Origin of the sequence: Pseudomonas cimarronensis (assembly GCF_049331905.1) — a bacterium.
Lineage (GTDB): Bacteria > Pseudomonadota > Gammaproteobacteria > Pseudomonadales > Pseudomonadaceae > Aquipseudomonas.
In genome coordinates this window covers 2,476,931-2,489,709 of record NZ_CP186283.1, presented here as the reverse complement: position 1 = coordinate 2,489,709, position 12,779 = coordinate 2,476,931, and the positions used below count along the sequence as shown (strand labels likewise).

The following is a 12,779-nucleotide window of genomic DNA, read 5'->3' as shown; positions in this document are numbered from 1 at the left end:
ATCGTACGTCACTTCGGTCTGCGGATGCTGCTGCGTCACTTCAAGATCCAAATCATTCTAATGACCTCAGCCTCGAAAGGCTCTGCTGCTTGCTCAGCATAACCCCATACCCAACCCCAAAAAAGCCAGCCCACTCTGGTGCCAGGCCCACAACAGCAATCCTAGGCAGAGCAGCCCAAGTAACACCACCATAGCACTCAGGTAATGTTCGCGGAACATACTGTAACCCCCTGATTGCGCAGCCGCGCCACCGGCTGCTCGCGCACCGGCCAGTTCAGCGCAGCCGCCAACAAGCTGAGCAATACAGCAATCTGCCAGACCAGATCATAACTGCCGGTATGGTCATACAGATAGCCGCCCATCCAGCCGCCAAGAAAAGCCCCCAGCTGGTGGAACAGAAAGACGATACCGCCCAGCATCGACAGGTTGCGCACGCCAAACAGGGTCGCCACGGTGCCGTTGGTCAGCGGCACCGTGGACAGCCATAGCAAGCCCATCGCCACGCCAAAGGCGTAGGCGCTCCAAACGCTCAACGGCGTCAGGATAAACGCCACAATCACCACCGCCCGCGCCAGGTACAGCGCGCTGAGCAGGCGCGGTTTGGACATCCGCCCGCCCAGCCAGCCGGCGATATAGGTGCCAAAGATATTGAACAGGCCCACCAGCGCCAGCACCGTAGTGCCGACCAGCGCAGGCAGATGCTGATCGACCAGGTAGGCCGGCAGGTGTACGCCGATAAACACCACCTGAAAGCCACAGACGAAAAAGCCCAATGCCAACAGCCAGAAACCGGAATGGCTGCAGGCCTCACGCAAGGCCTCACCGAGGCTCTGCTCCTGACCGGTGAGCGGCAGCGGCGTGTCCTTGAGCATCGCCGCCAGCGGTATGATCAGCGCCACCAGCAGGCCCAGCGCCATCAACGCCACCGACCAGCCCAGCCAACTCAACAGACCCAGGGTACCGGGCAACATGGCGAACTGACCGAACGAGCCAGCCGCCGCCGCAATCCCCATGGCCATGCTGCGTTTATCCGCGGGCACGGCGCGCCCCACTGCCCCGAGAATCACCGAGAACGAGGTGCCGGACAAACCAATACCGATCAGCAGCCCGGCGCTCAGCGACAGGCTCAAGGGCGAATCAGCCAGGCCCATGCACAGCAGGCCGATGGCGTACAGCACGCCGCCGACAATCACCGTGCGTTTGGCGCCGAAACGATCAGCCAAAGCGCCGGTAAACGGCTGGGTCAGGCCCCAGATCAGGTTCTGCAGGGCGATGGCGAAGGCAAATACCTCACGACCCCAGCCGAACTCGGCGCTCATCGGCGGCAGGAACAGGCCAAAGCCATGGCGAATACCCAGCGACAGCGCCAGAACCAGCGATGCGCCCAGCATCAACCAGCCACTGGTGCGCCATAACGAAGTCATAGGTTGTCCTTTACGGGCAGCGACCCGCTTATCGAGAAATCGGCAATAGGGCGCAGGTATATACCGCTACCCGCTCACACGACAGCTACAGCTGTTCGGCAATCCAGTGCTACAGATTGCACCTTGAGCTGAACAAGCTGGCAAGCCGACCATTGGCTAAAGACCGGCTAATCGAACCGCAGCGGCGCGGCACTGGCGCGCTGGGCGAAGAACGCCAGCAACTGCTCGTGGTAGTGGCTGTACACCTCAGGCGGCAGCCAACGCTGGTAGATCGCCAGTGTGCTGGCGGGCGCGGCGGAAACCTGGCGAATCGCTTGATCGAGGCGCCGAGCCATCTGCGCGCCCCAGGGCGTGCGTGAGCAATAGATGCCCACCGTCACCAGTTCAGCGTTCTCGCGCAACGGTACGCTGACCAGCGCATCACTGAGGCTGAAATGGCGCATTACCTCGGTGTAGACCAGCGGGTAATCAAAGGCATAGTCCAAACGGTGATGACTGACCATCAGCAGCAGGTTCTCCCCCGCCAGGCTGCCGCCTAGCTCAGGAATGCGGCCTTCGGCGTGCGCCTTGCGTAGACGATCACGAATCGGCGCGGGGTAGACCCGACTCTTGGCCAAAGCCCCTCGCAAATAAGGATTACCGAATAGCCAATCGAGGCTGACCTGGCCGTCTTCGATCAGCAGTTGCTCCAGGGTCTGCCGCCGCACCAGCATATGGATCGGCGTGCTCGCCACATACGGAATGAAGTAGCCCAGCTGGTCGCGCTCGGGACTCTGCAGTTGGCCACTGCTGCACAGCTCACCCTGCTCGCTCATGCGTTGTTCAACCCGGGCCATGGGTAATACTTCATAACGCATCTGCAACTCAGGCAGGCGTGCTGCCAGCAATTGCATGACCTCGAACAGCACGCCATCAACCACTTCACCGTCACGCACATTGAAGGCGCCGGGTATCGGGGCAACGACCCACACCAGCTCCTCGGCCTGAACGGCGCCCGCGCAGGGCACGCCCCCAAGCAGAACCGTCACCAGCGTCGAGTAAAACCACCTACACCCCATGTCCATCCCTGCTGTGCCTTGTGGTCCATACACGCTAGCAGGCCAAAGCCAACAGCACCGCGCACTCGGCTATTTCCAGCAGAGCTCCGGCGGTATCACCGGTGGTGCCATCCAGACGTTTGCGCATCAAGTTGCGCAGCCAGATAAACACGCCGCCGGCGACCAACAAGGCCAGCAGCGCCGACCAGCCGAACAACAGCATGGCCAAGGCATTGATAGCCAACACCCATGGCAGTTGCCGGCGCGGCAGATGCTCGGCCAACGCCTGACCGAGGCCGCCAGCGCGCACATAGGGCGTGGTCATAAACAACAGCGGCAGCAGACAGCGCGCCAGCCAGGGCACCAGCACCAGCAGTAACCCAGAGCCGCTCTCCAGCAAGGCCACCAGCGCAGCAAACTTGAGCAGCAGCAGCAGTACCAGCACCACCACGGCAATCGGCCCGCTGCGCGGGTCCTTCATGATGTCCAGGGTGCGTTGTTTATCGCCGAAGCCGCCAACCCAGGCATCGGCGCTATCCGCCAGGCCATCCAGATGCAGGCCGCCGCTGATGCCCACCCACAGCGCCAGCAACAACGCTGCCTGCAGCAGCACCGCGCTATCGCCCAGCAGGTGTTGCGCGGCAAGCAACAACAGGCCGATCAGCAGCCCCACCAGCGGGTAGAACAGCAGCGAGCGGCCGACCTGCTCAGGCGTCGGCATGCCGGCCAGGGTCACCGGCAGGCGGGTAAGAAATTGCAGGGCAATCCACCAGGACGTCATGCGCGCTCCCACAGCTGCCCCTGTTCATCCAGGCGCAGCTGATAGCGCTCGGCATGGCCGACCGCTACCTGCAGCAGATCATTGCGCGGCAGACCACGGGCGCGTGCCAGCAGCAAGCGGATCACCCCACCATGAGTCACCAACAGCAGGCGCTCGCCGGCATGGCGTGCCTGCAAGCGCTGCAGCGCACCAAGCACCCGCGCCTCGAATGCCAGCAGCGGTTCGCCTTCAGGCGGAGTAAAGCCATAAGGATCGTTCCAGAAACGGCCCAAGTCTTCTGCACTGGTCTGCATCAATTCGGCGGTGCTGCGCCCTTCCCACGCACCGAAATGCAGTTCCTGTAGATCGGGCTCAAGACGGAGCGGCACGCCGTGCTGCGCGGCCAGCTCTTCGGCAAAGCGTGCACAACGCTGCAAGGGCGAGCTGACCAGCCGATCCCAGCGACTTCCATCAGCCACCGCCGTGCGCAACTGCGCCCAGCCGGTTGCAGTCAGAGCATCGTCCGTGCTGCCGCGCAGGCCGCCGCCCAGTTCGGTTTCGCCGTGGCGCAGCAGCTCCAGATAGACCGTCATTGCGGGCGCTCGGCCACGGCCGCCTCGGCAAAGGTGGCCATGTCGTTGTGCAGGCTGCAGGCCAGCTGCAACAGCGGCAGCGCCAAAGCCGCGCCACTGCCCTCGCCCAGACGCAGGCCCAGATCAAGCAGCGGTTCGGCCTGCAGCGCCTGGAGCACGCGCTGGTGGCCAGGTTCGGCGCCGCGATGGGCAAACAGCATCCACTCGCGACAAGCCGGGTTGAGCCGCACAGCGAGCAATGCCGCCACCGTGCAGATAAAACCATCAACCAACGCCACGATGCCCTGCTGCGCACAGGCCAGATAAGCGCCAGCCAGTGCCGCCATCTCGAAGCCCGCAAAGGCCTGCAAGGCCTGCATCGGCTCAGCGATAGAGGAACGATGCAGCAGCAACCCTGCTTCGACCACCTGCGCCTTATGCGCCACCCCCGTGGCATCCAGCCCTGTGCCGGGGCCGACCAACTCGGCCGCCGGGCAGTCCAGCAACCAGCACGCCAGGGCGGTGGCGGCGGTGGTATTGCCGATACCCATCTCCCCGCCGATAAACAGCTCGCAGCCGCTCTGCTGAGCACGCAGCAGGCTGTCGCGGCCGGCTTCCAGGGCGATCAGCAATTGCGCCGGGGTCATGGCCGGGCCTTGCAGGAAGTTCTGCGTACCGGCGCCGACATGCAGATGGCGCACCCCTGGCAGCGGTTCCAGCGGCAAGGCGGTACCCAGGTCAATCACCTCCAGCGTGGCATTCAGCTGCCGGGCCAGCACGCTGATGGCGGCACCACCCGCGACGAAGTTGCGCAGCATCTGCCCGGTGACCGCCTGGGGAAAGGCCGAAACGCCCTCGGCGACAATGCCGTGATCGCCGGCAAAAATGCTGATGGCCACCTGCGCCACACTCGGTCGCTCACGGCCCTGCAGAGCGGCCAACTGAATCGCCAGGCGTTCCAGTTGACCGAGCGAGCCGGCAGGCTTGGTGAGTTGCTGCTGACGCGCCAGCGCCTTGTGGCGGGCCACATGATCCAGGGGCTGGCAGGGGCCCTGCCACCATTGCAAACTCATAACCTCTCTCCTTCCAACGCTGCGCCCTTGAGCCGCATCGGCAAGCCGGCGACGCAGAACAGCACGCGCTGGCAACGCTCGGCCAGGGCCTGATGCAACCAGCCCGCCTCATCGACATAACGCCGGGTCAACTCGCCCAACGGCACCACACCCAAGCCGGTTTCATTGCTGACCAGAATAATCCGCCCCGGCAGGCTCGCCAGGCAGCCGAGCAGTGCATCGCGCTCGGCTTGCAGTCGCGCCTCATCGTCTTGCATCAACAGATTGGTCAGCCACAGGGTCAGGCAATCAATCAGCAGGCATTTATCCGCAGCGGCCTGTTCATGCAACACCCGCGCCAGCGCCAGCGGTTCTTCCACCAGGCCCCAATGCGGCGGCCGGCGTTCCTGGTGATGGCGAATACGCGCGCTCATCTCACCATCCAACGGCTGGCTGGTGGCGATATAGGTCACTGCCAGGCCAGACTCATCCGCCAGCCGCTCGGCCAGACGGCTCTTGCCGGAACGGGCACCGCCGAGAATCAGTTCATGCATGCTTCACCTTTGTGCAAATACTGCACACAACCCGTAGCCCGGATGTAATCCGGGAGCGATTAATCCGACGCTGCGCTGCCCCGGATTGCATCCGGGCTACAGACCGCATAGTCCGCGCAACCTTTGTGTATCCAGATGCGCCTCGACCAGATCGGCCAGACGCTCGATATCACGCTCACGCAAGGCGTGGTAATCCACCGTCTGCACCTCGCGCAACCCAGCCCAGCGCAGCAAGGCGCTGCAGGCCTCTGGGGTTTCAAACAGGCCATGCAGATAGGTGCCAAGCACCTGGCCATCGCTGCTCAGGCCGCCATCGACGCGACCATCATCCAGCCGCACGGCCGCGTTCAGACCAGCGCCTGTGCTAACTCCGGCATGAATCTCGTAACCGCTGACCGGGGCATTCTCCAGGCACAGCTGGCCGCGTACGTTGCGCAGCTGCTTCTCCGGTTCCAGCACCGTGCGGAAATCCAGCAGACCCAACCCTGGGCTTGAGCCCGCCGCCCCCTCCAGACCATGCGGATCATCGATCTGCGTACCGAGCATCTGCAGCCCGCCGCAGATACCCATCAGCTTGCCACCGTAACGCAGGTGCCTGGCGATAGCGTCTGGCCAACCCTGCTCACGCAGAAACGCCAAGTCAGCGCGCACGCTTTTCGAGCCGGGCAGGATGATCAGGTCAGCCGCCGGAATCGCCTGGCCAGGCCCGACAAAGGTCAGTTCAACTTGCGGGTGCAGGCGCAGCGGATCGAAATCGGTGTGGTTGCTGATACGCGGCAGCACCGGCACCACCACCTTGATCCGCTCGGCCGCCTTGGCGCTCTGGCGCGTGTCGATGGCATCCTCGGCTTCCAGGTGAAAATCCATCAGGTAGGGCAAGACCCCCAATACCGGTTTGCCGGTGCGCTGCTCCAGCCAATCCAGACCCGGTTGCAGCAGCGCGATATCGCCGCGAAAGCGGTTGATCACAAAACCCTGCACCCGCGCCTGTTCGCTCTCGGAAAGCAATGCCAGGGTGCCGACCAGATGGGCAAATACCCCGCCCTTGTCGATATCGGCAATCAGGATCACCGGGCAATCAACCGCCTCGGCAAAGCCCATGTTGGCGATATCGCCGGCGCGCAGATTGATCTCCGCTGGCGAGCCGGCACCCTCGACCATCACCACCGGATAAGCGGCGCTGAGGCGCTGGTGTGATTGCAGCACCGCCTGCATCGCCACCTTTTTGTAATCGTGGTAAGCCACTGCATCCATGCTGCTCAGCGCGCGGCCGTGGATGATCACCTGGGCGCCAATGTCACTGTTGGGCTTGAGCAGCACCGGATTCATGTCGGTGTGCGGCGGCAAGCCTGCGGCCTGGGCCTGCACCGCCTGGGCGCGGCCGATCTCGCCGCCGTCGGCGGTGACGGCGCTGTTGAGTGCCATATTCTGCGGCTTGAACGGCACCACGCTGACGCCCTGGCGCTTGAGCCAGCGGCACAGCGCCGTCACCAGGGTGCTTTTGCCAGCATCGGAGGTGGTGCCCTGCACCATCAGGGTGGTCATGCAATTTCCCCACTAAAGGCAGCAAGTGCCTGCTGCAAACGCTGCCAACCGGCTTCATCGGGCGGCAGGCCGAAACGCAGGCTCAGCGGTGCTTCAAACAGGCGGGTAAGAATGCCTTGCAGGGCGAGAAACTCATGCAGCAAGGCGGCCTGCGGCGTGCAACAGAACTGGAACAGCGCACAGCCGCCCGTTGGGCTCAGGCCATGCTCAAGCAACAACGCCAACAGCCGCTCACCATCAGCCAGCAGCCGTTCACGCTGCACCTGCTGGCCGGCCAGGTCCTGTAACAACGCCGTGGCCACCACCCGGCTCGGCCCACTGATGGTCCAAGGCCCGAGTAACTCGGCCAGTTGCGCCAGCAGCTGCGGCTGCGCCAGGACAAACCCCAGACGAATGCCCGCCAAACCGAAGAATTTGCCGAACGAGCGCAGTACGATTAGCCCCGGCAGCTCGCTGAACGCCGCCAGGCTGAATGCCGGAGTGCAGTCGATAAACGCCTCGTCCACCACCAGCCAGCCGCCACGCTCAGCCAGACGCCGATGCCACTCGAGCAAGCGCGCAGGTTCAATGCAGCGCCCGGTAGGGTTGTTCGGATTGACCAGCAGCAAGACATCAATGCGTTCCAGCGCCCGCTCGATCGCCCCTTCGCTGATTTCCAGCAGACGATGCTCTTCGCGCTGCCAGGCCGCCGCGTGCTCGGCATAGGCCGGCGACACGATGCCCACCGTGACGTTGCGCAGCAAACGTGGCAACGCCTGGATCGCCGCTTGCGAGCCGGCCACCGGTAGCAGGTTGGCCACGCCGTAGTAATCGCGTGCGGCGATTTCCAGGCCGTCCTGCTGTTCGGGCAGGCGTGCCCAGGCACTGGCCGGGATGGCGGGCAAAGGCCAGCCATAGGGCGCAATCCCGGTGGACAGGTCCAGCCACTCCGCCAGGGCAATGCCATAACGCAGCGAAGCCGCGCGTAGGCGGCCACCATGTTCAAGCATAAAAAAGCATCCAGAAAAGCAGCAGCGCCAACCATAGCAGCACGCCGCCGTAGACCAGATTGATAGCCCGTTCGATATCCCGCGCCTGGGGCGGCGGCCCCGCGCCCAGATCAGGCCGCACATGCACCTCACCGTGATATTCCGCCGCGCCGCCCAGGCTGATGCCCAAGGCCCCTGCCCCGGCCGCCATCACCGGGCCGGCATTGGGACTGTCCCACAGCGGTGCCTGGGTGCGCCAGCAATGCAGCGCCAGCAGGGTTTTGCCCAACACCGCATAGGTCAGGGCAACCAGCCGAGCAGGCAGGTAATTGAGTGCATCGTCGATTTTCGCCGCGGCCCAACCGAAGCGCTCGAAGCGCTCGTTACGGTACCCCCACATGGCGTCCAGGGTATTGCTCAGGCGGTACAGCACCACGCCTGGCGCACCGGCCAGGAGAAACCAGAACAGCGCGGCAAACACCGCATCGCTGCCATTTTCCAGCACCGACTCGCTGCCGGCGCGGGCCACACCCGTGGCATCCAGCTGCGCGGTATTGCGGCTGACCATATAGCCGACCCGCTCACGCGCCAGACGCAAATCACCCAGGCGCAGCGCCTGGGCCACCGGCAGCGCATGCTCGCCTAGGCTTTTCAGGCCGAGGGCGGCGTACAAGGCAATAATCTCCACGGCCCATCCCAGCCCGCTGATCTCACTCAGCAGCCAAGTCAGCAGGGTCAGCGGCAACACCGCCAGGCACCAGGCCGTGACACCGTGGCTGCGCCAACCGGCACCTGCGGGGTTGAAACGCTGCTCAATACGCGTGGCCAGACGACCGAACGCCACCAGCGGGTGCCAACCCTTGGGCTCGCCCAGCACGGCATCCAGTGCCACACCAGCCAGTGCGCTTAGCGCCAGGCTCATGCGCCAGCCTCCACACAGCCACGGATCAGCGTATGCAGCTGAAGCAGGCCATCGCTCAGGGCGGCTGGGCCGGGCTGGAGAATGTCTGCTGATTTGATCTCATGCAGCTGGCCGTTGCGCACGGCCGGCAGCGCCTGCCAACCCTCGCGCGCAGCCACCTGCTCGGGACGGAAGCGCTTGCCGCACCAGGAACCGATGATCAGCTCCGGCGCACGCTGCAAGACCTCTTGCGGATCCGCGATGATCCGCTCGCGCGCGCGCTTGAAAGCCGCCAGCTCAGCAAAGCAGTCCTCGCCCCCGGCCAGTTCGATCAGCTCACTGACCCAGCCAATGCCGCTGATCAGCGGCTCATTCCACTCTTCGAAATACACCCGTGGCCGCCGCGGCAGTTGCGCGGCCTGTTCGGCAATCTGCCGCATACCAGCCTGCAGCTCAGCCACCAGTTGCTCGGCACGCGCACTGGCATGCACCAGGGCGCCGAGGGTTTCGATCATGCGCAGGATGCCGGCGACATCGCGCTGGTTGAACAGGTGCACCTCCAGGCCTTCGCGAACCAGCTCGGCGGCGATGTCCGCCTGCAGGTCACAGTAGCCCAGCACCAGATCGGGCTGAACCGCGAGAATCTTGTCCAGCCGCGCCGTGGTAAAGCCGCTGACCTTGGGCTTTTCCTTGCGCGCCTGGGGCGGCCTCACGGTGAAACCGGAAATGCCCACGATGCGCCGCTGCTCACCCAGCAGATAGAGGGTTTCGCAGGTTTCCGTGGACAGGCAGACAATGCGCTGCGGGCCCTTGCTCGCTGCACTCATGCCTGCGCCTCGCCCCAGCTGTTTTCGAACAGCAACTCGGCCAATGGCCGGGGTGTGGCCCAGCCTTGCTGCACCAGCATCGGCTCGCTGTAAAACTCGCTGACCGGCCCCAGGCAAAGCACCGCCAGCGGTTTGCTGCCGCTGGGCATGTGCAGCAGCGCAGCCAGCGCCTGCGGCTCGAACAGTGACACCCAACCCAGGCCCAACCCCTCTGCCCGCGCCGCCAGCCAGAGGTTCTGGATGGCGCAGGCCAGTGACGCCAGGTCCATTTCCGGCAGGGTGCGACGCCCGAAGATGTGCGACTCGCGCTGATCCATCAAGGCCACCACCAGCAACTCGGCGCAGTCACGAATGCCTTCAACCTTGAGCTGCATAAACGCATCAGCGCGCTCACCCAGCGCCTCGGCTGTACGCACCCGCTCGGCTTCCACCAGGCCATGGATCGCCTCACGCAAAGCAGGCCGAGTGATGCGGATAAACCGCCAGGGCTGCATCAAGCCGACACTGGGCGCCTGGTGCGCCGCCTCCAGCAAACGCGCAAGCAACTGCGGAGCCACCTCACCACCGACGAAGTGGCGCATATCGCGGCGCTCGGCGATGGCGCGGTACACCGCAGCGCGTTCTGCGGGGCTGAAGGCGTGATCGGTCATGGCAACAACAACTCGGCTGCCGCCTGGGGATTGGACGGCATGTAGAAGTGGATATAGGAGGCCGTCAGCCGACCGATGCGGTACACCGCTTCGGCGGTGCGCCGGTAATTCGGGCATTCGCCACGCGCCAGCGGCTCAAGGGCACAGTCCAGCACGGAATGGTGGTAAGTATGCCCGCGCAGACGGCCTTCTGGCAGCTCTACTTCCTGCAAGGCCAATGCTGCCAGACGCGTCTGCAAGTGTGCATGCCCCGGCAACAGCCCGGCCAGTTCGGCACGCTCACCCTGCTTGTCGGTCAGCGACTGCAGCAGATAGAGCATGCCGCCACACTCGGCCAACAGCGGTTTACCCGCCGCATGGTGCGCAGCAATTGCCGCCAGCATCGTCTGGTTGGCCGCCAGCGGCGCCAGGTGCAGCTCGGGGTAGCCGCCGGGCAGGTAGAGGCTGTCGACCTCCGGCAACTGCTGATCGTGCACCGGTGAAAACGGCAGCAGTTCAGCGCCCATCTGACGCAGCAAATCCAGGTTGGCCTGGTAGATAAAGGCAAAGCTGCTGTCACTGGCCACGCCAATGCGCACCCCTTCAAGCAGCGGCGGGTATTGCAGCGCGGCAGGCGCAGCGAAACTGACTGGCTCCGGCAGCAACTCTCCAGCACTGGCCAGCAACGCATCGGCAGCTGCGTCCAGACGTGTATCGAGGTCCTCCAGCTCTTGCGCCTGGACCAGCCCGAGGTGCCGGCTTGGCAGTTCCACAGCCGCACTGCGCGGCAAGGCGCCATACCAGCGAATCGCCGGCGACAGGCTGTCACGCAGCATCTCAGCGTGCCGCTCACTGCCGACACGATTGGCCAGCACCCCGGAGAACGGCAGGTTGTGCTGGAAGTTGGCCAGGCCATAGGCCAATGCGCCGAAGGTCTGCGCCATGGCGCTGCCGTCGATCACAGCCATAACCGGCACGGCAAAACGCCGCGCCAGGTCAGCAGCCGATGGCGTGCCATCGAACAGCCCCATCACCCCTTCGATCAGAATCAGGTCCGCCTCACCCGCCGCTTCCCAGAGCAAGCGACGGCTTTCCGCCTCACCGATCATCCACAGGTCCAGCTGGTACACCGGCTGGCCACTGGCGCGCGCGAGGATCATCGGATCGAGGAAGTCCGGGCCGCACTTGAACACCCGTACCCGGCGCCCGGCACGTCGGTGCAGGCGCGCCAGGGCGGCGGTCACGGTGGTTTTGCCCTGGCCGGAAGCCGGAGCCGCAATCAACAGAGCCGGGCATTGCCGGGCAGCCGCGCGTTCCATCTAGAACTCCACTCCCTTCTGCGCCTTCACCCCAGCCTTGAACGCATGCTTGACCAGGCTCATTTCGGTGACGGTATCCGCCGCCTCGATCATCCCCGGCAGCGCCCCACGACCGGTCACCACCACATGCTGCAGCAACGGCCGCGCTTCGATGTCAGCGAGCACCGTGTCGAGTTCCAGGTAACCGTACTTGAGGGCGATATTCAGCTCATCGAGCACCACCAGGCCGATGGCCGGATCGCTCAACAGCTGCACCGCCACGCCCCAGGCTTCACGGGCCTTGTCGATATCACGCTGGCGATCCTGGGTTTCCCAGGTAAAGCCCTCGCCCATCACGTGGTAGCTGACCTCATCAGGGAAGCGCCGGAAAAAGCTCTCCTCGCCGGTACTCGCCGCGCCCTTGATGAATTGCACCACGCCCACCTTGAAACCATGCCCAAGGGCCCGAGCCACCATGCCGAAGGCACTGCTGCTCTTGCCCTTGCCGTTGCCGCTGTGCACCAGTAGCAGGCCGTATTCATCCTGGGCCTGGGCGATCTTTTCATCGATCAGGGCTTTCTTGCGCTGCATCCGCGCGCGGTGGCGCTCATCACGCTCGTTCGACTCGGTCATTATTTGATATCCAGGCTGCGGCGCTGACCCAACAACGCCCAAACGGCGATATACAGCGCACTGGCCACGCCGACATACAGCGCCATGGAAGACAGGAAGCGCGGGTAGTACTCAGCGATGCGCGGCAACCAGGCAGCCAGACTTGGCTCCGGATAGCGCCCGGAGAAGAAGTAGAAGCCGCCACCCGAGAGCAGGTTGCAAAGAAATGCACTGACCGCTACCACCGCAGCCAGCAGCAGCAGGCTCTGCAGGGTGTCACGGTGCCAGCCGGCATACAGACGCCCTGCCAGCCACAGAGTCGCGTAAGCCGGCACCAGCATCCAGTAGGCCGGCGACAGGCACCAGTCACTGACCGTACCGCTGGCCAGCATGGAGAAATCCAGGGCACTGGCCAGGGCAAACAGCCCGGCAAAGACCCAACGCGGGCGCAGCAGCACGCCCGCCAGGAAGAACACCGCCCAGGACGCGCTGGGCAGGTTGAGCGTGGCAAAGTGATTGCCACGGGTAATGGCCAGCAGCAGCGCCAGGGCGATGCCAATCAGGACCTGAGTACGGGTTGAAAGAACGGGCATGGAGCTG

The 12,779-nt window shown here is 64.4% G+C and carries 14 protein-coding genes; all 14 read right to left on the bottom strand.

The features are described from left to right. Nucleotides 1-197: 197 nt before the first annotated feature. The 14 genes from ACOCLD_RS11685 to ACOCLD_RS11620 all read right to left on the bottom strand — a co-directional run bounded on the left by ACOCLD_RS11685 (nucleotide 198) and on the right by ACOCLD_RS11620 (nucleotide 12,772). A complete protein-coding gene (locus tag ACOCLD_RS11685) occupies nucleotides 198-1,424 on the bottom strand; it encodes an MFS transporter (protein WP_422909275.1) in 1,227 nt (408 codons plus the stop codon). Nucleotides 1,425-1,591: 167 nt separating this feature from the next. Further along, nucleotides 1,592-2,395 carry a hypothetical protein gene (locus ACOCLD_RS11680; RefSeq protein WP_422909274.1) on the bottom strand — a complete coding sequence of 268 codons (804 nt, stop codon included), beginning with the start codon at nucleotides 2,393-2,395 and terminating at the stop codon, nucleotides 1,592-1,594. Between the two features lie 121 nt (nucleotides 2,396-2,516). Further along, the gene (locus tag ACOCLD_RS11675; protein WP_422909273.1) at nucleotides 2,517-3,242 is read right to left on the bottom strand and encodes an adenosylcobinamide-GDP ribazoletransferase; all 726 of its coding nucleotides are present in this window, start codon (nucleotides 3,240-3,242) and stop codon (nucleotides 2,517-2,519) included. After that, a complete protein-coding gene (cobC, locus tag ACOCLD_RS11670; protein WP_422909272.1) occupies nucleotides 3,239-3,814 on the bottom strand; it encodes an alpha-ribazole phosphatase family protein in 576 nt (191 codons plus the stop codon). The genes ACOCLD_RS11675 and cobC overlap by 4 nt, the downstream gene beginning before the upstream one ends. After that, nucleotides 3,811-4,866, bottom strand: coding sequence for a nicotinate-nucleotide--dimethylbenzimidazole phosphoribosyltransferase (cobT, locus tag ACOCLD_RS11665; protein WP_422909271.1), 1,056 nt, complete (start codon nucleotides 4,864-4,866; stop codon nucleotides 3,811-3,813). The genes cobC and cobT overlap by 4 nt, the downstream gene beginning before the upstream one ends. Beyond that, nucleotides 4,863-5,399, bottom strand: a complete 537-nt coding sequence (gene cobU / locus ACOCLD_RS11660) for a bifunctional adenosylcobinamide kinase/adenosylcobinamide-phosphate guanylyltransferase (RefSeq protein WP_422909270.1) — start codon at nucleotides 5,397-5,399, stop codon at nucleotides 4,863-4,865. The genes cobT and cobU overlap by 4 nt, the downstream gene beginning before the upstream one ends. A gap of 96 nt (nucleotides 5,400-5,495) precedes the next feature. Continuing rightward, the gene (locus tag ACOCLD_RS11655; RefSeq protein ID WP_422909269.1) at nucleotides 5,496-6,944 is read right to left on the bottom strand and encodes a cobyric acid synthase; all 1,449 of its coding nucleotides are present in this window, start codon (nucleotides 6,942-6,944) and stop codon (nucleotides 5,496-5,498) included. Next, nucleotides 6,941-7,933: a threonine-phosphate decarboxylase CobD gene (gene cobD / locus ACOCLD_RS11650; protein WP_422909268.1), complete on the bottom strand. Its 993-nt coding sequence runs from the start codon at nucleotides 7,931-7,933 to the stop codon at nucleotides 6,941-6,943. Before cobD ends, ACOCLD_RS11655 begins: the two co-directional genes overlap by 4 nt. Further along, nucleotides 7,926-8,834, bottom strand: coding sequence for an adenosylcobinamide-phosphate synthase CbiB (cbiB, locus tag ACOCLD_RS11645; RefSeq protein WP_422909267.1), 909 nt, complete (start codon nucleotides 8,832-8,834; stop codon nucleotides 7,926-7,928). Before cbiB ends, cobD begins: the two co-directional genes overlap by 8 nt. Continuing rightward, complete coding sequence (locus tag ACOCLD_RS11640) at nucleotides 8,831-9,640, bottom strand: cobalamin-binding protein (protein WP_422909266.1); 810 nt, start codon at nucleotides 9,638-9,640, stop codon at nucleotides 8,831-8,833. The genes cbiB and ACOCLD_RS11640 overlap by 4 nt, the downstream gene beginning before the upstream one ends. Beyond that, nucleotides 9,637-10,290 carry a 5,6-dimethylbenzimidazole synthase gene (gene bluB / locus ACOCLD_RS11635; RefSeq protein ID WP_233684735.1) on the bottom strand — a complete coding sequence of 218 codons (654 nt, stop codon included), beginning with the start codon at nucleotides 10,288-10,290 and terminating at the stop codon, nucleotides 9,637-9,639. Before bluB ends, ACOCLD_RS11640 begins: the two co-directional genes overlap by 4 nt. Further along, complete coding sequence (locus ACOCLD_RS11630) at nucleotides 10,287-11,588, bottom strand: cobyrinate a,c-diamide synthase (protein WP_422909265.1); 1,302 nt, start codon at nucleotides 11,586-11,588, stop codon at nucleotides 10,287-10,289. Before ACOCLD_RS11630 ends, bluB begins: the two co-directional genes overlap by 4 nt. Then, nucleotides 11,589-12,200, bottom strand: coding sequence for a cob(I)yrinic acid a,c-diamide adenosyltransferase (gene cobO / locus ACOCLD_RS11625; protein ID WP_422909264.1), 612 nt, complete (start codon nucleotides 12,198-12,200; stop codon nucleotides 11,589-11,591). Further along, nucleotides 12,200-12,772, bottom strand: coding sequence for a hypothetical protein (locus ACOCLD_RS11620; protein WP_422909263.1), 573 nt, complete (start codon nucleotides 12,770-12,772; stop codon nucleotides 12,200-12,202). Before ACOCLD_RS11620 ends, cobO begins: the two co-directional genes overlap by 1 nt. Between the last annotated feature and the right edge of the window lie 7 nt (nucleotides 12,773-12,779).